At 50.7% G+C, this 18,774-nt stretch carries 16 protein-coding genes; 11 read left to right on the top strand and 5 right to left on the bottom strand.

Going from position 1 to position 18,774, the window contains the following annotated elements:
* Positions 1–4: 4 nt before the first annotated feature.
* A complete protein-coding gene (locus K7P01_RS22570; RefSeq protein ID WP_267296846.1) occupies positions 5–1,921 on the bottom strand; it encodes a M23 family metallopeptidase in 1,917 nt (638 codons plus the stop codon).
* On the bottom strand, positions 1,890–2,501 hold the full coding sequence (locus K7P01_RS22565; protein ID WP_267296845.1) for a fumarylacetoacetate hydrolase family protein: 612 nt from the start codon (positions 2,499–2,501) through the stop codon (positions 1,890–1,892). Before K7P01_RS22565 ends, K7P01_RS22570 begins: the two co-directional genes overlap by 32 nt.
* 153 nt (positions 2,502–2,654) lie before the next feature.
* Here K7P01_RS22565 and K7P01_RS22560 point away from each other — a divergent pair, with 153 nt between their 5' ends.
* Entirely contained in the window at positions 2,655–3,452 is a 798-nt protein-coding gene (locus K7P01_RS22560) for a M48 family metallopeptidase (protein ID WP_267296844.1), read from the top strand.
* A 75-nt stretch (positions 3,453–3,527) separates the two neighbouring features.
* Here the strand turns inward: K7P01_RS22560 and K7P01_RS22555 are convergent, their stop codons facing one another.
* Together K7P01_RS22555 and K7P01_RS22550 are read right to left on the bottom strand one after the other, a co-directional pair.
* Positions 3,528–4,331 (bottom strand): 3'-5' exonuclease, encoded by an 804-nt coding sequence (locus K7P01_RS22555; protein ID WP_267296843.1) that lies wholly within the window; start codon positions 4,329–4,331, stop codon positions 3,528–3,530.
* Positions 4,332–4,382: 51 nt separating this feature from the next.
* A complete protein-coding gene (locus tag K7P01_RS22550; protein WP_267296842.1) occupies positions 4,383–5,756 on the bottom strand; it encodes a UDP-N-acetylmuramate--L-alanine ligase in 1,374 nt (457 codons plus the stop codon).
* Between the two features lie 199 nt (positions 5,757–5,955).
* Here K7P01_RS22550 and dnaB point away from each other — a divergent pair, with 199 nt between their 5' ends.
* Together dnaB and K7P01_RS22540 are read left to right on the top strand one after the other, a co-directional pair.
* The gene (gene dnaB / locus K7P01_RS22545; RefSeq protein WP_267296841.1) at positions 5,956–7,488 is read left to right on the top strand and encodes a replicative DNA helicase; all 1,533 of its coding nucleotides are present in this window, start codon (positions 5,956–5,958) and stop codon (positions 7,486–7,488) included.
* Between the two features lie 72 nt (positions 7,489–7,560).
* A complete protein-coding gene (locus tag K7P01_RS22540) occupies positions 7,561–8,358 on the top strand; it encodes a SprB repeat-containing protein (protein ID WP_267296840.1) in 798 nt (265 codons plus the stop codon).
* 3 nt (positions 8,359–8,361) lie between these two features.
* Here the strand turns inward: K7P01_RS22540 and K7P01_RS22535 are convergent, their stop codons facing one another.
* On the bottom strand, positions 8,362–8,673 hold the full coding sequence (locus tag K7P01_RS22535; RefSeq protein WP_267296839.1) for a tetratricopeptide repeat protein: 312 nt from the start codon (positions 8,671–8,673) through the stop codon (positions 8,362–8,364).
* A 184-nt stretch (positions 8,674–8,857) separates the two neighbouring features.
* On the opposite strand from K7P01_RS22535, the gene K7P01_RS22530 reads away from it, so the two are divergent.
* The 8 genes from K7P01_RS22530 (at position 8,858) to thrS (ending at position 18,708) form a co-directional block, all read left to right on the top strand.
* The gene (locus tag K7P01_RS22530) at positions 8,858–9,598 is read left to right on the top strand and encodes an electron transfer flavoprotein subunit beta/FixA family protein (protein ID WP_267296838.1); all 741 of its coding nucleotides are present in this window, start codon (positions 8,858–8,860) and stop codon (positions 9,596–9,598) included.
* 31 nt (positions 9,599–9,629) lie between these two features.
* A complete protein-coding gene (locus K7P01_RS22525; RefSeq protein WP_267296837.1) occupies positions 9,630–10,583 on the top strand; it encodes an electron transfer flavoprotein subunit alpha/FixB family protein in 954 nt (317 codons plus the stop codon).
* A 79-nt stretch (positions 10,584–10,662) separates the two neighbouring features.
* Complete coding sequence (locus tag K7P01_RS22520) at positions 10,663–11,259, top strand: bifunctional nuclease family protein (protein WP_267296836.1); 597 nt, start codon at positions 10,663–10,665, stop codon at positions 11,257–11,259.
* Positions 11,260–11,441: 182 nt separating this feature from the next.
* Positions 11,442–12,749, top strand: a complete 1,308-nt coding sequence (locus K7P01_RS22515; protein WP_267296835.1) for a NupC/NupG family nucleoside CNT transporter — start codon at positions 11,442–11,444, stop codon at positions 12,747–12,749.
* A gap of 33 nt (positions 12,750–12,782) precedes the next feature.
* Positions 12,783–13,466: a TrmH family RNA methyltransferase gene (locus K7P01_RS22510; protein WP_267296834.1), complete on the top strand. Its 684-nt coding sequence runs from the start codon at positions 12,783–12,785 to the stop codon at positions 13,464–13,466.
* A gap of 26 nt (positions 13,467–13,492) precedes the next feature.
* Positions 13,493–14,131 carry a SanA/YdcF family protein gene (locus K7P01_RS22505; protein WP_267296833.1) on the top strand — a complete coding sequence of 213 codons (639 nt, stop codon included), beginning with the start codon at positions 13,493–13,495 and terminating at the stop codon, positions 14,129–14,131.
* Positions 14,132–14,295: 164 nt separating this feature from the next.
* The gene (locus K7P01_RS22500) at positions 14,296–16,713 is read left to right on the top strand and encodes a DUF5686 and carboxypeptidase-like regulatory domain-containing protein (protein ID WP_267296832.1); all 2,418 of its coding nucleotides are present in this window, start codon (positions 14,296–14,298) and stop codon (positions 16,711–16,713) included.
* 57 nt (positions 16,714–16,770) lie between these two features.
* On the top strand, positions 16,771–18,708 hold the full coding sequence (thrS, locus tag K7P01_RS22495; RefSeq protein WP_267296831.1) for a threonine--tRNA ligase: 1,938 nt from the start codon (positions 16,771–16,773) through the stop codon (positions 18,706–18,708).
* The last annotated feature ends 66 nt before the right edge of the window (positions 18,709–18,774 follow it).

Genomic DNA, 18,774 nt, shown 5'->3' with positions numbered 1-18,774 from the left:
TGCTTTAGGGGATTGTTTGTTTGAAAGTGCTTTTGTTACCCGCATTGTCCGTGACCACCAGCTCCAACGTCCCCTTCAGGGGCGCCTTGTCGGGACGTTCAGACCAGATGGTCGCGATCTTGCTGTCGTAATGCATCAGCAACCACTGTCCATTGATGCTGGCCTGGAAGGAAGCAATACCCGACAGCTCATCGCGGATCTTAAATCGAACCGTTTGGTTGTTGATGGAAATAGCCCGGATCGAGGGCGGTACGACATCGCGCAACAGGGTGAAATCGCCCAGCTCACGCGTTGTAAATTGAATGCGGTCGTTGACCCACTCCCCGCCAATATACGCGTACGATTTTCCGGAGATGCGATACACCGCCCAACGGTCGTTGAGTGAATAGGTATTGTTCGTCTTGAGCAATACCGTGATGCTTTTGTGCAGCGGAATCATACGGGTGCCGATCGTGAATACCTCACCGCCGGCACGCAGGGAATGCGCCGTGTTGAGGTACACGGTATCGTACAAAGCCCCCAGCGGAAACTGCAGGTCCATTCCGTCGCCGTAGTACTTGTATTCTGTACCGGAAGGTATCGTTGCCGTCAATCCGGGTAACACCGTCTTGTTGTTCACTACAACCGAATCGGGCAGGCCGCGACGTAAGTCCACCAGGTACACTTTACGACCGATATTGGCATAGTCGGGTTCAACTTCGGTTACCGCGCCGTGCACGTATACTTTCGCTTTAGAGGCAAATTCTTTGCCGCCGCGGGCCGTCACCTGCAGGGTATTCCCTGTAATTTCGTAGGCTACATCCGTGGTTGCCGGCAGCGGCTCCAGCGTAGGCACCTCGCGTGTGACGGGGTTGGGTTGAAGTTTAAAAGAAATCACACTGGTGTTTTCACGACTGTCTTTCATGCGGATCCGCACAGTCGAAAGCTTGTTCGGATTAACGGTGATCTTGCCAGAGGAGGGGGAGCTGCCGTAGAACTTGAGTGTATTGCCGTCTTCGATGTAAAGCTTATAGAAACGTGTGCCCTTGGTGCGCATAGTCTTAAAGTCCATGAGCGTATAAATGGCACGTGTTTCATTCAGGTCAATCTTGTCGATTGCCTGACTGAAGACCAGGGCACTGTCGACCCACATCTCCAGGTAATTTACGCCGCCGTAGAAAGGGCTTCCTGGAGCCAGCTTGTCTTTCGCCAGGAGCTCTACACCAATCAGTCCGCTGGCCAGGATAGGGCTGGCAATGACATAGCTGTTGCCGATCTTGTTACCATAAAACTCGAACCGGCCGAACTTGTCGTTGATACGGGCATTTTTATCAAGCGTTACCAGCGCAATCTTCTCGGGTACAGGGGGGAGGTTGTCGGCAATTTCCTTAAAGCCCGCGACCTTTATGGGATCGAGTGCGTAATTGTTGGGATCGCGAATATCAAAGTGCACGTGCGGGCCACCCGAAGAGCCCGTGTTACCGGATAGGGCGATGAGCTCACCCTGCTTGACAGGAAACTGACCCGGTTGAAAAAAGAGGTCTATTTCGCCTGACTTGAGTTTATATTGTTCCGCCAACACGTGTGGTGCGACTGCGCCCAGGAATTTTTCCAGGTGCGCATACAACGTCGTGTATCCGTCGGGATGTGTGATGTATAACACGTTGCCATATCCCGACGATCCCATGGAAGCGCGTGAAATATAGCCGCTCTTGGAGGCGACGACGGGGTATCCCGTCATATTGTTGGTACGAATGTCGATACCGGAGTGGAAATGCGTTGTTCGTAGCTCGCCCATCGTACCCGTGAGAGCGCCCGGCTGACCGGGGTGTACCGGGTAGATAAACGACTCGGTCTGGGCCTGGGCATAATACGACAAGGCCACAGCAACAACAGTTGTCGTGGTAATTTTATTTAATGCTGAACTCCAATAGTTTCTCATTCTCAATAGATGCGGATAGCACATTCCCAACCTTCACCGGACCTACACCCTTGGGAGTGCCCGTAAAAATCAAATCTCCTGTGCGCAGTGTAAAAAATTTCGATACGTACGAAATTATAAAATCGAAGTTAAAAAGCATAAGGCTTGTATTGCCTTGTTGTTTTAATTCTCCATCGATGGTGAGACTGAAGTTGATATTGTTGACATCAAAATTACTCACCGGAAGAAATGTATCGCTGATCGGAGCAGAACCGTTAAATCCTTTAGCAATATCCCACGGCAGGCCTTTCTCTTTCGCCTTCTGCTGCAGATCGCGCGCCGTAAAATCGATGCCGATGCCGATGGCGTCGTAATACTTACCCGCGAACTTGGGTTCAATATTCTTGCCCTCTTTGCAGATACGTAGCACAAGCTCTACTTCATAGTGAATGTCTGTAGAAAAATCGGGGTAATAGAATGGGGCGTTGTTTCGAAGAACGGCCGTATCAGGCTTGGTAAAAATAACCGGTTCGTCGGGGCGCTCGTTGTTCAGTTCCTTAATGTGTTCGGCATAGTTCCGGCCGATCGCGAAGATTCTCATGGTACGGTTTTAGTTGATGGTCAATACATTCGGAAAGACATTACCCGGGTATGCCGATGGACATCGGCCATACGGGCGACTAACTTTCGCCCTCAATTTATGAAACAATCATGGTGGGGATTTGTATTTTTGTTCAAAATAAATTTAACCCTTATGTGGAAAAAAGTAATCGTTTTTGCCGCTGTCCTTAGTGTGCTGTACGCCTGTAGCAAGGTGGCAGTAACCGGAAGGAGCCAGTTGAGCCTTGTTTCAAATGGTGAGATTATACCGATGGCCGATAAAGAATATGCAGAAGTCATCAAAAAGGGACCACTCTCCACAAACCAGGAACAAATCCAAATGGTGAAACGGGTAGGAGTGAAAATTCAAAAGGCAGTAGAGCAATATATGGCGCAGAAAGGCGCGTCGTCCGAGCTGGCGGGTTTCGCCTGGGAGTTTAACCTGATCGACGATCCCAAGATGGTAAACGCCTGGTGTATGCCGGGGGGTAAAGTGGCGTTTTATACAGGCATCATGCCGATCTGTAAGGACGAGACTGGTGTGGCGGTCGTCATGGGCCATGAAGTAGCGCACGCGATTGCCAACCACGGTCGTGAACGGATGAGCCAGCAGATGATTGCCCAATACGGCCTGAGCACCGTAGGTGCGTTGATGGGCCAGAATCCAACCGCGGGTAAAGAATTGCTGATGCAAGCTGTCGGTGCCGGTACAAACGTCGGTATGTTGAAGTTCAGCCGCGAGCACGAGTCAGAAGCTGACCACATCGGTCTGATCTTTATGGCCATGGCCGGCTATGATCCCGCTGCCGCGCCGACCTTCTGGCAGCGCATGGGCCAGGGTGGCGGTTCAGAGCCTCCGGAATTTCTGTCGACCCACCCTTCGCACGGCACGCGTATTAAGGATTTGCAAGGCTGGATTCCCGAAGCCATGAAATATTATAAAAAACAGTAATAGCAGGTAATACTATAAAAAAGGCTGATGTTGTCGTGGACAGCATCAGCCTTTTTTATGTGGGGTTGCTATTGGTTATTTTTTGAAGCTGCGCAGCTTGATCTCCGTCAGCTTGCGCTTCGTGTCCAGCGGAAAGTCGCCGTTCATCATCCAGTCGTAATACGCAGGCTCCTCTTTAAAAACAGTGGTAACAGGTTTGTTCTTATGCTTGCCAAAGTTGAAGAGCTCCTGGCCTTTGTTGTTCATGATCATGCGGCCGGCGAGGTCAACCATGTCGACGCAGGTGAGCTTGCCCAGCACCTCCATGTCGTTTTTAATCTCACCCAGTGGACGGCTCAGACCATCTGTCACGGGCTGGCCTTCGTAACGTTCTACTTGCGCGAGGAACACTTCCATCGTGGCCTCTGTGTCAGCCTCGGCTGTGTGCGAGTCGACGAGCTCTTTGCCTACATAGAATTTATAGGCCGCCGACAGCGTACGCTTTTCCATGAGGTGGAAGATCTTCTGCGCGTCGATGATCTTTTTGCGGCTATAGTCAAACTCGACGCCGGCCCGCAAAAACTCTTCCACGAGTACAGGTACGTCGAACTTTAATACATTGAACCCGGCCAGGTCGGCACCCTCTAAAAATTTGGCATATTCTTTTGCCACTTCTTTGAAGGTAGGTTTGCCCACAACATCTTCTTCGCGTATGCCGTGGATGGCCGATGACTCGGGTGGAATGGGAATTGTAGGATTCAGGACGTTGGACTTACGGTGTATCTCACCGTTGGGCATCATCTTGATAACAGCGATTTCCAGGATTCGGTCCTGGGTGATGTTGATGCCCGTAGTTTCCAAATCGAAGAAACAAAGGGGGGTTCGGAGATTGAGTTTCATACAAATACAATAACGTTAGTCAGGAACGAAGCAATACCAGCTAAATCAACGCTAGGCCACTATTTTTTCAGCAAGCGTGTGGACGTCAATTCCCCCCAGGTTGCCCGAGCTCATAATCAATAAGTTCTTGTTCTTCCACGACTGTTGTAGCAGGAACTGTTCCAGCGCTGCTGCGTCGGTAAATACCTGCAGCGACGGCAGTCCAAACGCCGATCGTATAGCTGTTTCGGGAATGGCCTCCAGCCCTTTGGCTTTTGTCTTCTCGGGATTTACATACACGACGGGAAGCTGAGCCGCCTTCAGGCTGTCTTTATAGTGGGGAAGAAAATCTTTATTCAGGCTGCTATACGTATGCAGTTCCAGGCAGGCAACAAGGTCGCGTGCCGGGAAGATCTCTTTGAGTGCCTTGACCGTCGCTTTTGCTTTTGAGGGTGCATGGGCAAAGTCTTTATAAACGGCAGTCGAACCATTCTCGCGGATCTTTTCAAGACGCCCTTCGGCGCCTTTGAAGCTCGGAATGGCCTCGAAGAATTGCTCGGGAGTGATGCCGATCTTTTTCAATACCTCTTTGGCAGCACTGAGATTCTGGAAATTGTGGTTGCCAAAAAGTTGAATGAGATGCCGCTCCTTACCGTTGGTCAGGAAGCAGTTGCCATTGGCATCTTGTGTATGCGCATGAGTTTTATACACCACTTGCACGATGCCTTCGCGCTCTTTTTTACCAATCATCAGCGCAAGAGAGTCCTGTTCGGAATATACCAGGATGCCACCCTTGGGTGTATTGTCGGCAAAGATGTCGAATTGTTTTACATAGTCTTCCTCCGACGGGAATGCGTTAACGTGGTCCCACGAGATGCCACTGATCACACCGAGGTGATGCTGGTAGCGCAGGAACTTTGGCGTGGGGTCCAGGGCAGAAGACGGATATTCGTCGCCTTCGATCACGATGATCGGGGCATGGGAAAGCCTGACAGTGTAGTCCAGTCCGTCGATGCGTGCCCCGAGAACATAGTCGAAGTCGCGGTTGAAGTATTTTAATACGTGCACGATAATGGCGGTGATGGTGGTTTTACCATGACTGCCCGCAACGACGATACGTTGCTTATCAATGGATTGCTCGTAGATGTATTCGGGGAAGGATTTAATGGTTAGACCGAGTTTTTTTGCCTGGAGCAGTTCGGGGTTGTCTGGACGGGCGTGCATACCGAGGATGACCAGGTCGATAGAAGCGTCGAGCTTCTCCGGTGTCCATCCCTCTTTTTCAGGTAATAAGCCGTGCTTTGCTAAAGCACTGCGCGAAGGTTCGAAGGCCTCGTCGTCTGATCCGGTAACGTGATGTCCCGCCTCTTTGAGCGCGATGGCCAGACTGTGCATGACGCTTCCGCCAATCGCGATAAAATGTATCTTCTGCTTTTTCGGGTGCATGGAAAAAACTAAATCCGGTTTTAAAATAAATCAAAATGTTGATGGCATACAAATTTGGCCCGGATGCGCGGGCGGTTGCACTTTATTAACATGTCTGACGTTAACTTGTTGGTAACTTGTTTATAAGTTGTGTAGATAGTGCGCCGCGCGTATCGTACGTTTGTCCCCCCTAAAAAAGTAAACACGCAACAACCACTGTATGGAGCAAGACAGATCGACGTCCCTGAGGTTTGGCAATAGAGCTAATAAGTTGATTCAGAGAGATATCTCTGCTGGCTTGGGCAAGTTGCCACCTCAGGTACTTGATCTGGAGGAAGCAGTGCTCGGTGCCGTGATGCTGGAGAAAAATGCGCTCAATGCTGTGGTTGAGTTCTTAAAGCCCGAGCACTTCTATGTGGAAAAACATAAAGTGATCTACACGGCTGTTCTTGAGTTGTTTAAGGCTTCCGAGCCAGTGGATATGCGTACCGTGGTAAACCAACTGCGCAAATCCGGCAACCTGGATAAGATCGAGGGCACCTTTTATATCGCCGAGCTAACCTCTAAAGTGAGCTCTGCGGCCAACATCGAATACCATGCCCGGGTTATCCTGGAAATGGCCATCAAGCGCGAGCTGATCGAAGTCGCTTCACAGATTCAGAGCGACGCGTACGAAGATACGACAGACGTATTCCAGCTGCTCGACAAAACGGAGAGTGCCATCTTCGAAATCTCCGACGCGAACTTGCGCAAGAACTATGACAGTATGCGAAACCTGATGGCCCAGGCCATTCAGGAGCTTCAGATGCTGCGTGAGCATAAAGACGGACTGACCGGTATACCGAGCGGCTTCACAGCGCTCGACCGCCTCACTTCCGGCTGGCAACGTTCCGACCTTGTTATTATCGCGGCACGTCCCGGTATGGGTAAGACGGCGTTTGTAGTATCCGCCTTGCGAAATGCGGCGGTAGACTTTAAAATACCGGTGGCCATCTTCTCATTGGAAATGGCGTCGATTCAGCTGGTGAATCGTCTTATCGCGGCCGAGGCCGAGCTTGAAAGCGAAAAGATTAAGAAAGGTAATCTGGAAGACCACGAGTGGAAACAACTCGTACACAAGACTACAAAGCTCACAACCGCACCGATCTTTATCGACGACACGCCCGCACTCTCGATCCTCGAGCTTCGTGCCAAGTGCCGCCGCTTGAAAGCAGAGCACGGTGTACAGCTCGTCGTGATCGACTACCTGCAGCTCATGAAAGGCGAGCAGAGTGGCAACCGTGAACAGGAGATCGCGTCCATCTCGCGATCCTTAAAAGGTATCGCCAAAGAATTGAGCGTACCCGTACTGGCGCTGTCGCAGTTGAGTCGTAGTGTGGAAACCCGGGGCGGTGATAAACGGCCGCAGCTGTCTGACTTACGTGAATCGGGTTCCATCGAGCAGGATGCCGACATCGTAATGTTCTTGTATCGTCCGGAATACTATAAGATCACCGTGGACGAAGACGGTATGCCGACACAAGGTACCGGCGAGGTAATCATCGCCAAGCACCGGAACGGTTCGACCGACAACGTCAAGCTGAAATTTATCGGTAAGTATACCAAATTCGCCGACCTCGACGGTCCGGCGTCTTACGATAATCCATTCTCCGGTTCGGGTATGGTGACGCGCGAAAGTCGTCTCAATACGCTGGGCGACGATATGCCGCACATGCCGCCGCCATCGGCCAACGATGACGAGACGCCATTTTAAGCGCTAATGCCAGGACCCGCTGCTACCAGTGCATTATGCCGGTAGCGTTATTCGCAGTACCTTTGGTGGTATATGCGGAGGCTGTTTTACTTCTCTTATTCCCTTTTTCTACTGACGAGCTGCGTATACCACGACCTGGATAAGCCTGTGATTGACTGTACGATAGCCGGTCCATCGCTAGCGTTGGAGTCTGTTACCCCGGCAAGCACCTGCGGTTCGCTTGACGGACGCATACGGGTAGTGGCTGCCGGTGGCGAACAACCCTATACGTATTTGTTGAATAACACGGCCCAAAGCTCGGGCGATTTTCAAGACCTGGCCGCGGGCATCTACTCCGTGGGGGTAATGGATGTGAATGGTTGCGATACCATTGTTACCAACGTAACCGTCACTGCCCGGGATTTTACCTTTACTGCCGAGGTGACCAAGGATAGTTTGTGCGAAGCGAATAGCGGCATCATCATACTGTCTGTGGAAGAGGTTAAACCACCCTATGCCTACCGGTTAGACGACGGCGTCTTTGCAGCCAGCAATACCTTCATGGCGGTGAGCCATGGCGACCACACGGTGACCATACGCGACGGTCTCGATTGTATGGTGTCGCTCCATGTAACCGTACCGCGTGGGATCACGGGTACCAGTTGGTCCACGGACATCCGTCCGGTCATGGAAACCTATTGTGCATTAAGCGGTTGCCACAATGGATCCGCACGCGTGGACCTGCGCAACTATACGAATGCCAGGAGCTATGCCCACGAGATCAAGTCCATGACGCAGGACCGGAGCATGCCCTATGATGGTAGCCCCTTGAAACAGAGCGACATCGATAAGATTACTTGCTGGGTAGACGACGGCGCTCCCAACAACTAAGCGTTATTCAAAAAGTATTTCTTGTAGGGCATTCTGCAGCTCCTGAACGCTTTTGGCGTCCCGTTGTGCACGAGCTTTTTCGACTCCGGCGTTAAAGATCTTAATGGCGTGATCCTTCTGCTCCAATGTTTGGTAAAGTTTGCCCAGGTGATAATATGTTGCCAGGTAATTGGGGTGTTCGAGCACAAGTTGTTTGAACAGGCGCAGGGCGATGCTGTGGTCTGTCTTTTGATATTCCAACGCCAACGCATAGACATTGAACGGATCGGCAGGATCGTCCTCTAAAAATTTCCGAAGTTGTTCGAGACGGGTCATATGAAGTAAACGTAGGTGCCAAGTAACAAACAAAATCCAGGAATAAAATCTTTCGGCCAAAATGTTTACGGGATGGTCAGTGGCATTTTGAAATTTGCGGGCGGTTTAGCGTTGGGAAAGTGGTTTTTTGTATCTTGGCCCTGTTTCTCAAAAAATAGTTTTGAACATCCTGATTTAGAGCAAGATGAAGATTTTAGTCTGTATTACACATGTGCCTGATACCACATCCAAAATCAACTTTATAGAGGGCAATACAAAATTTGATCCGTCAGGAGTTCAATTTATTATCGGTCCGTACGACGACTACGCGTTGGCACGTGCCATCGAGTTAAAGGAGGCCACCGCGGGCGCTACCGTGACGGTATTGAACGTTGGACCAGCCGACACCGAGCCTACCATCCGCAAAGCGCTGGCCATCGGTGCCGACGACGCCATCCGCATAAATGCAGAGCCTACTGATTCGTTCTTTGTTGCTACGCAGATTGCCCAAGAAGCCAAGGCAGGAAACTATACACTTATTTTAATGGGACGCGAGTCGATCGACTTCAACGGCGGTGTGGTACACAGCCTGGTGGGGGAGATGCTCGGCATCCCGTCGGTGTCACCTGTGATGAAGTTGGAGCTTTCGGGTAATGTTGCCAAGCTTACCCGCGAGATCGAAGGTGGTAAAGAAGAAGTAGAGGTGTCGCTGCCGCTCGTGGCCGGATGCCAGGAACCGATCGCCGAATGGAAGATCCCCAACATGCGCGGTATCATGTCTGCCCGCACAAAACCACTGAAAGTTGTTGAGCCTAAGACGGTTGACAGTGGCGTGAAACTTCAGAAGTTCGAACTGCCGCCGCCGAAGGGCGCGGTGAAAATGATCGCGGCGGACAACGTAGCCGAGCTGGTCAACCTGCTGAAGAACGAAGCAAAAGTTATTTGATTTTATCCATTACTTGTAAACGCAATACAGTATGCCAACACTTGTTTTTGTAGAGAGTGCAGAAGGTAAAATAAAGAAGACATCCCTGGAAGCGGTAGCCTATGCGCACGCATTGGGTACACCGGTAACGGCCATCGCACTGGGAGCAGTAGACACAGCGGAGCTGGAGTCGCTTGGAAAGTATGGTGCGCAAAAGGTGTTGCATGTAGCCGATAGCAAGTTTAACCAAGGCGTGATCCAGGCGTATGCCTCGGTTTTAACGCAGGCCCTGGCCGATGAGAAAGCGGACATTCTGGTGCTGGCCGATTCATCCCTGGGAACTCCCATAGCGGCACGCGTTGCCGCGCGCACGGGTTCCAGCCTGGCCTCAAACGTGGTGGCATTGCCCGATACATCGACAGGATTTGTCGTGAAGCGCAGCATCTATACCGGTAAGGCTTTTGCCAACGTGGCCTTGAATAATGCGAAAAAAGTCATCAGCCTGAAAAAGAATGCAGCCGAAGCAAAAGAGGTGGGCGGTGCAGCATCCGTTACACCGTATACCGTGTCGGTACCCGATGCGGATTTTGCTGTCAAAATACTTTCTTCTGAAAAAGCCACCGGTGAGGTGCTGTTGCCAGAAGCCAACATTGTAGTGTCTGGCGGCCGTGGTATGAAAGGCCCTGAGCATTGGGGTATGCTGGAAGACCTGGCCAAAGTACTGCACGCCGCCACCGGCTGTAGCAAGCCTGTTTCAGATCTGGGCTGGCGCCCGCACCACGAGCACGTAGGACAGACCGGTGTGAAAGTTGCACCTCAACTATATGTGGCAGTGGGTATTTCAGGTGCCATTCAACACCTGGCCGGTGTCAACTCCTCTAAATACATCGTGGTCATTAACAAGGATGCCGAGGCACCGTTTTTCAAGGCTGCTGATTACGGCATCGTGGGCGACGCTTTTGAGGTCATCCCCAAGCTGACCGAGGCCCTGAAGGCCGCAAAATAATGATAGAGGATTTGTGCCTAATCGGCCGATTTACGTAAGTTGTAAGAGGAATCGCAGTACAGGAGAGATTTAAGTAGAAGTGAAAAAAATCAAACTCGAAATATTAGGGCTTTCGTCCAGTCAGTCCCAGGCCGGTTCGTTTGCGTTGGTGCTGGGGGAAACTGAAGGCAACCGTCGACTTCCGATCATCATTGGTATGTTTGAGGCCCAGGCCATTGCCATTGAGATCGAAAAGATCATCCCGAACCGCCCCATGACACACGACCTGTTCAAAGCCTTTGCCAACAACTTCCATTTTACAGTCGAAGAGATCATTATCTCCGATCTGAAGGAAGGTGTATTCTTTGGCAAGATCATTTGCTCGGACGGTCTGAAGAAAACAGAAGTCGACGCACGTCCTTCCGATGCGATTGCTATCGGCCTGCGTTTTGATTCCCCCATTTACACCTATGAGAACATTCTGGCCGAGGCGGGTATTGTTCTGACCGACGAGGCAGAAGAAGACAAGCCGGAACCTAAGGTAGAAAAGGCCAAGGTTAAGAAAGAGCCTGCGCGGAAGGATGACTTTAAGAATTACACCATAGACAAGCTCAACGAGCTGTTGAAGGAAGCAATCGACAAGGAAGACTATGAGCGCGCCGCCAAGATTCGCGACGAGCTGAGCAAACGTAACTAGCAGTAGAGCAGAACACTTTATCGGCATCACAATCAACCAGGCGCGGTGCCGCGAAGTGTCTTGAGACCTATATTACACACCTAAACTTCTAAGAATTACCAGTTTAGAAGAAAGCTTAAGGCTGAAAAAAGACAGATTCGGCCTTAAGCTTTTTATATAAACAGAAATTCTTACCCAACGTTATGGAGGATTATTTGCGTGCCCTGGGAGGCCTGGTTTTTATTGTAGGAATAGCCTACACCTTTTCGGCCGATAGAAAGGCCATCAACTGGCGCCTCGTTGGCGCCGGCATTGCGTTACAAGTGGTATTCGCCCTCGTGATCGCCAAGGTGCCATTTGTACAGAGTGGCTTCGAATATATCAGCGCACAGTTTATAAGATTTTTGAGCTTCGCCCAGAAAGGAGCAGAGTTTCTCTATGGCGACCTTTCTAAAAACTCGGACACCACACCCGGCGTACGCCACTCCCTTGGTTTTTTGTTTGCATTCCAAACATTGCCCACAGTCATTTTCTTTTCAGCCTTTACAGCCGGATTATACCACCTGGGTATTCTACAGAAGATCGTGTACGCATTTGCATGGGTAATGACCCGTACGATGCGGATGTCGGGAGCCGAAAGCCTGTCCATTGCCGGCGACGTTTTTATGGGCCAGACCGAAGCGCCGCTGCTGGTAAAACCGTTTATCCCCGGCATGACTCAATCCGAGCTGCACTGCCTCATGGTAGGGGGCATGGCGACGATTGCCGGGAGTGTCTTTGGTGCGTATGTCTCGTTCCTGGGCGGCAGTAGCCCTGCCGAACAAACCCGGTTTGCAACGTACTTGCTAACCGCCTCATTGATGAGCGCGCCCGCAGCCGTGGTTATGGCCAAGCTCTTTTTACCAGAACGCGAGTCGGTCGATCAATCGCTGAAGCTTACCAAAGAAACAGCCAGCGTAAACCTGATCGACGCTATTGCTACCGGCGCGGCCGACGGCCTGAAGCTTGCGTTGAATATTGGGGCGATGCTGCTGGCATTTATAGCCGTGATCTATGCGGTCAACTGGGTATTGGAAGATTTTATTGGCCACTATACCGGCCTGAATGAGCTTATCCAGCAAAGCACTAACGGCACGTTTAAAGCCTTTTCGTTACAGTATATACTCGGTCAGGTGTTTCGTATCTTTGCCTTCGCCATTGGCGTGAACTGGGAGGAGAGCCTGGCCATTGGTAGTTTGTTGGGCGAGAAAATGGTGATTAACGAGTTTATTGCCTACTTTGATCTGGGCACCATGAAAGCCGCCGGTACACTGAGCGACAAATCCATTCTGATTGCAACCTATGCCCTGTGTGGTTTTGCCAACTTCAGCTCGATTGCCATTCAAATTGGCGGTACGGGCGGTATGGCGCCAACACGGCAGGCAGACATCTCGCGTTTAGGCATGCGTGCTATGATTGCCGCCACGCTCGCAACCATGATGACTGCTACCATTGCCGGGGCACTTTTCTAACCTTGTTTTATATTTCCTTTATTATCATACTTCATGACTGACGCCGACAATCGTGTATTGCACCACCTGGAGCAGTTTGTTTCGGACCACAAAAAACAAGTCATGGAAAAGGTCTTGAACGACCGTACCCGCCATGTAACGGTAATGCTGGAAGATATCTTCCAGTCGCAGAATGCCAGCGCCGTCATTCGTACTGCCGAGTGTATGGGGTTACAGGATGTGCACATTGTCGAGAACCTGGCCAAGTACCAGTTGAACGTCAGGGTATTAAAAGGCTCTTACAAGTGGCTGAACCTGGAACGCTATAGATCGGGTGAGGAGAACAACACCGAGGTATGTTTTAAGCGACTCAAGGCGGCGGGTTACCGCATTATGGTGGCGGACCCCGACGAAGACGGTATATCGATACACGATGTAGATATTACCGCCGGGAAAATAGCCTTGTTGTTTGGTAACGAGTTGCGGGGAATTTCCCCCTATGCACGGGAGCATGCTGACCAGCGCATCCGTATACCGATGTACGGGTTTACGGAAAGTCTCAATATCTCCGTTAGTGTGGCCATTTGCCTGAATATATTGATTGCGAAGTTACATCAATCCAATTTCACCTTCCGTCTTTCCGAAGAGGAGAAGCAGATCATACGATTGCAGTGGTTCCGAAAAATGGTACGCAAGTCCGATGTCATTGAACGCGAGTTTTTGCGCACAATTCAGTAGTTTTGTTTACGAATGTCTATAAAGCAATGCGGTGGCTGAAGAGAATTATTATTGGTTTGTGCTGCCTGTTTTTGGTTTTCCTGATTGTGTGCAACGTTTGGATTGTCAAAAGTACGGAGAGCCGGGTATATGAAGACCTGCAAGAGCTGCCCGCCCACCGGGTGGCCCTGGTGTTAGGCACCAGCCATAAGCTCGCCGGCGGCAAAGCCAATCCGTTTTTTGAAAAACGGATGGAGACCGCTGCGGAGCTCTACCGCATGGGTAAAATCGATCATTTTATTTTGAGTGGTGACAACCGCTCGCGGTTTTACAACGAACCGGTGGCCATGCGCAAGGCGTTGATGAAGCTCGGCGTGCCCGAAACCGCCATCACCCTGGACTATGCTGGGCTCCGCACGCTGGATTCTGTTGTGCGGTGTCAAAAGATATTTGGACAGGATAAGATTACGATTATTACGCAGCCGTTTCATAGCTACCGGGCATTGTTCATTAGCCAATATTATGATATCGACGCTGTGGCTATGGTAGCTGAAGAGCCGGACTTCGAGTATTCCTTTAAGGTTCGACTCCGGGAATACCTGGCCCGTACCAAGGCCGTGCTGGATCTTTATGTGTTAAAAACAGAGCCTCGTTTTATGGGGCGCAAAGAGGAACTGAACAGCTGAAAGGTCCCGTTTGTACAAGAGCATCCGTCTTCGTATAATTCGCTAATTTTGTGAAACCGCCATTTGTGCGTAACGCGCTGAACTGCATGTTTTTAAAGCGATTTATTTTTTTTGTAATAGTAGCATTGTTTACCGCCGGCTTCGTTCGCGCGCAAGAAACTGTTTTGAAGGGAAAGATAACCGATGTCAATACGGGCGATCCAATTCCCTTTGTCAACGTGATCTATCAGGGCACCACCATCGGAACGACAACCGACTTCGATGGAAACTTTACGATCAAAACGGCGACGCCCGGTGATACCCTCGTGGCATCCTATATCGGGTATAAACCCAAAAAGAAGGCCGTAGCGAAAGGCGGTACACAAACCATCAACCTGCAACTCGAAGAAGATGCGACGAGCTTACAAGAAGTGGTGATCAACGCGGGCGAAAATCCAGCGTATGCCATTCTGCGCGAGGTGGTACGCAACAAAAGTAAGAACGACAAACGCAAGCTTACGGCATACGAATACGATACCTACACCAAGATTGAGATTGACGTCGATAATATTTCGGATAAGTTTCGTCAGAAGAAGGTGATGAAGAAGATCACGCAGGTGCTGGACAGTGTGCAGCGGATTGCAGGCGACGATGGTAAGCCAATCTTACCGCTGTTTATTTCCGAAAGTGTTTCCAAACTGTACTACCGCGACGATCCCTCTTTGCGCAAGGAGAATATCCTCAAAACCAAGATCAACGGGGTGGGGGTGGAAGATGGTTCGGTGGTGACGCAATTTGTCGGGTCTTCATTCCAGGAGTATAACTTCTACCAGAACTGGCTGACAATCGTTACGAAAGAGTTTGTGTCGCCTATTGCCGACGGCTGGCGATTGTATTATGACTACGATTTGACCGATAGCGTGTACATTGGTGACGACTATTGTTACCGGCTCGACTTTAATCCGCGCAGTCCGCAGGAGCTGGCGTTTACCGGGACCATGTGGATCACCAAAAATGAGTATGCGCTGCGGCAGATCGATGCTTCCGTGGGGCGTGCAGCAAACCTGAACTTTATTGAGAAGATCCGCATCCAGCAAGAGCTGGAAGCAACGTCACTGGGCCCCTGGGTGCCCGTCAAAAACCGCGTGCTGATCGACGTAGGAGAGGTGACCAACAACTCTGCCGGTATGTTGGCGAAGTTCTACACCAGCAACAAAAACATTGTTGTTAACAAACCCTACGACCTGAAATTCTATGAACGTCCGATTGTGTTAGCCGAAGACTCGCGGATGTATGACGACGAGGTGTATTGGGACACGCTGCGGCATGAACCACTGAGTGAGACGGAGAAAAACGTCTACAAGATGATCGACACGCTGCAGAACATCCCGGTGGTAAAAACCTATACGGATATTATTAAGGTGTTTATCGATGGGTACTACGATGTGGGCAAGGTAGACATTGGTCCTTACCTGGGACTGGTTGCCTGGAACGACATTGAAGGTGTGCGTGTGCAGGGCGGATTCCGCACCAATGCTGACTTCAGCAAGAAGTGGATCTATGCCGGCCAGCTGGGCTACGGGTTTAACGATTCACGTGTGAAATACATGGCCTCTGTCCAAACCATTCTGTCGCGGCATCGGTGGACGACAGTTACCGTCCGCGCACGGAGTGACTTGCGTCGGTTGGGAGTAGAGGAAGAAGATCTGGAGGACAACCCGTTGTTCCTCGTGGCTTCCCGTTGGGGGTATTTCCGACGGGGCTTCTACAGCGATGAATACAAGGTCGCCTTCCAGCGCGAATTGTTCAAGGGCTTTACGCAAAAGGTAATGTTTAAGTACTGGACCTTTGAGCCTACATTTGACTTCGGCTACTTTGATGACCCCGACGTATCGGTCGCGTTTAACCAGAATTTTCAGGCGTCGGAAGTGATCCTGGAAACGCGTTTTGCCCGCGACGAATTGTTCATTCAGAATGACAATGAGCGCGTTAGCCTCGGTACAACCAAATGGCCTATTATCACAGCGCGTTATACCCGCGGGTTCCAGGGACTTTGGGGAAGTGATTTTTCTTATGATAAGCTGCGATTGAGCGTGGCCAAACGGATTAAGACCGGGCCGCTGGGTGTAGCCCTTGTCACCGTGCAGGGCGAATATATCTTTAATACCCTACCGTATCCGTTGCTGGTATTGCATTTGGGTAACCAATCGCCGTTGTATTCGGCAGTTACCTATAACCTTATGAATTATGGGGAATTCGTAAGTGACCACTATGCGTCTCTGCAATACCGTCAATACCTGGAAGGTTTCCTGCTAAACCGCATACCGTTGATTCAGAAGTTACGGTGGCGGTTATTGGGTACGGCCAACGTAATCATGGGCGGCTTGCGTACGTCTAACCAGGAGCTCATCAATACCTCTACGACGGACGAAGAATTGCGACCCGGTGGTTTTGTCGATCGTCGCCCGTACGTCGAGCTTGGCTATGGAATAGAGAACATCTTCCGATTTTTGCGGGTTGATTTTGTTCACCGCGTTTCCTACCTTGACAACAAGGATGCGCGTAAATTTGGAGTTTTATTTACAGCTCAGTTCCAATTGTGATTTTGTTATCGTATGTTTTATTAACGAGCCTGTAAAAATCGCATATTTGCAACCGATATGAGTGATATACGAATTACCCTGCCAGACGGCACAGTAAAGACTTACCCACAAGGTGTTAACGGAACAGCCATCGCTACCTCGATCAGCGAGGGGCTCGCGCGCGTTGCCCTGGCAATCGAAGTGGATGGCGAGGTCTGGGACCTTTCGCGCCCGATCAAGAAAGATGCCGCTGTAAAAATTCTGACGTGGAACGATGCCAATGGGAAAATGGCGTTCTGGCACTCGTCGGCACACTTGCTGGCAGAAGCACTGGAAGCGTTGTATCCCGGCGTGAAGTTTGGTACCGGTCCTGCGGTGACGAATGGCTTCTATTACGACGTAGACCTGGGCGGCGTTCCGTTTGGGGAAGAGCAACTGGCGGCGGTTGAGAGCAAGATGAAGGAGCTGGCAAAGAACAACAGCACCTTTAATCGTCGTGACGTGCCCAAAGCTGAAGCGCTGGAATTCTTTACCAAGAAAGGCGATCCGTATAAGATTGAGCTGATCGACGGTTTACAAGATGGCTCCATCACTTTTTATCAGCAAGGCACTTTTACCGATCTCTGTAAAGGTCCGCATATTCCCGGCACAGGCCTGATCAAGGCGGTGAAGCTGACAAACGTCGCGGGTGCCTACTGGCGTAATAATGAGAACAATAAGATGCTGACTCGCATCTATGGCATAACCTTCCCGAAACAAAAGGAGCTGGAAGAATACCTGCACCTGTTGGAGGAAGCCAAGAAACGGGATCACCGGAAATTAGGCCGGGAGCTCGAGCTCTTTGCCTTCTCCGAGCGTGTAGGCATGGGCCTACCGTTGTGGTTGCCGAAGGGCACCATCCTGCGCGAGCGTCTTGAGCAGTTTATGCGCCGCGCGCAGATTAAAGCCGGTTATGATCCGGTCGTGACACCGCACATCGGTAGCAAGTCGCTTTATGTGACTTCAGGCCACTATGAGAAATATGGTAAAGATTCTTTCCAGCCCATTCGCACACCGGACGAAGGAGAGGAGTTTTTGCTCAAACCCATGAACTGCCCGCATCACTGCGAGATTTATAAAACCAAGCCGCGGTCGTATCGCGACCTGCCGATCCGCCTGGCGGAATTCGGTACGGTATACCGGTATGAACAAAGCGGTGAGCTGCACGGCCTGACCCGTGTGCGCGGGTTTACACAAGATGACGCGCACATCTTCTGCCGCCCGGAACAGGTGAAGGAAGAGTTCGTAAAAGTGATCGACCTCGTGCTGCATGTGTTTAAATCCCTGGGCTTTGAAAACTACACGGCCCAGGTGTCGCTACGCGACCAGAACAATAAAGCAAAGTACATCGGTCACGACCATTTGTGGGACCAGGCGGAACGTCAGATTCAGGAGGCAGCGGACGAACGCGGACTCCGGACGGTGGCGGTACAGGGCGAAGCTGCCTTTTATGGTCCAAAGCTGGACTTCATGGTGAAAGATGCCCTTGGTCGCAGCTGGCAACTCGGTACGATCCAGGTGGATTATAACCTGCCGGAACGTTTTGAGTTGGAGTATGTCGGCTCGGATAATCAAAAACATCGCCCGGTGATGTTGCACCGCGCACCTTTTGGGTCGCTGGAGCGTTTCATTGCCGTGCTGATAGAACACTGTGCCGGCAATTTCCCGCTGTGGCTGGCGCCGGATCAGATCGCTGTGCTACCCATCTCGGAGCGTTTTAATGATTATGCAAAGCTTGTCTACGACACGCTTAAAGGTCAGGATATCAGAGGCTTATTGGATGATCGTGACGAGAAGATCGGCCGTAAGATTCGCGATGCGGAGACCAAAAAAATCCCGTATATGTTAATCGTGGGGGAGAAGGAGGTAGCGGAGCAGAAAGTGGCCATCCGTATGCATGGTCAAGGCGCCCAGGACAGTGTTTTGCTAAGTGAATTTGTGGACAGGTTCAGGTTGGAGTGTGCTGCTCCAAATTGATATTTTGATTAGATAAAATAATAGCGATATTTGCACCCTGTTTTTTTCGGACTTAAACATTTTTAA

The organism is Parachryseolinea silvisoli (assembly GCF_021190955.1).
GTDB lineage: Bacteria > Bacteroidota > Bacteroidia > Cytophagales > Cyclobacteriaceae > Ohtaekwangia > Ohtaekwangia silvisoli.
This window is presented reverse-complemented; position numbering and strand designations above follow the sequence as displayed.

Excerpts from the sequence above, each read along its gene's own strand:
- K7P01_RS22570 (WP_267296846.1), bottom strand. The coding sequence starts at position 1,921 with ATGAGAAACTATTGGAGTTCAGCATTAAATAAAATTACCACGACAACT.
- K7P01_RS22565 (WP_267296845.1), bottom strand. The coding sequence starts at position 2,501 with ATGAGAATCTTCGCGATCGGCCGGAACTATGCCGAACACATTAAGGAA.
- K7P01_RS22560 (WP_267296844.1), top strand. The coding sequence starts at position 2,655 with ATGTGGAAAAAAGTAATCGTTTTTGCCGCTGTCCTTAGTGTGCTGTAC.
- K7P01_RS22555 (WP_267296843.1), bottom strand. The coding sequence starts at position 4,331 with ATGAAACTCAATCTCCGAACCCCCCTTTGTTTCTTCGATTTGGAAACT.
- K7P01_RS22550 (WP_267296842.1), bottom strand. The coding sequence starts at position 5,756 with ATGCACCCGAAAAAGCAGAAGATACATTTTATCGCGATTGGCGGAAGC.
- dnaB (WP_267296841.1), top strand. The coding sequence starts at position 5,956 with ATGGAGCAAGACAGATCGACGTCCCTGAGGTTTGGCAATAGAGCTAAT.
- K7P01_RS22540 (WP_267296840.1), top strand. The coding sequence starts at position 7,561 with ATGCGGAGGCTGTTTTACTTCTCTTATTCCCTTTTTCTACTGACGAGC.
- K7P01_RS22535 (WP_267296839.1), bottom strand. The coding sequence starts at position 8,673 with ATGACCCGTCTCGAACAACTTCGGAAATTTTTAGAGGACGATCCTGCC.
- K7P01_RS22530 (WP_267296838.1), top strand. The coding sequence starts at position 8,858 with ATGAAGATTTTAGTCTGTATTACACATGTGCCTGATACCACATCCAAA.
- K7P01_RS22525 (WP_267296837.1), top strand. The coding sequence starts at position 9,630 with ATGCCAACACTTGTTTTTGTAGAGAGTGCAGAAGGTAAAATAAAGAAG.
- K7P01_RS22515 (WP_267296835.1), top strand. The coding sequence starts at position 11,442 with ATGGAGGATTATTTGCGTGCCCTGGGAGGCCTGGTTTTTATTGTAGGA.
- K7P01_RS22510 (WP_267296834.1), top strand. The coding sequence starts at position 12,783 with ATGACTGACGCCGACAATCGTGTATTGCACCACCTGGAGCAGTTTGTT.
- K7P01_RS22505 (WP_267296833.1), top strand. The coding sequence starts at position 13,493 with ATGCGGTGGCTGAAGAGAATTATTATTGGTTTGTGCTGCCTGTTTTTG.
- thrS (WP_267296831.1), top strand. The coding sequence starts at position 16,771 with ATGAGTGATATACGAATTACCCTGCCAGACGGCACAGTAAAGACTTAC.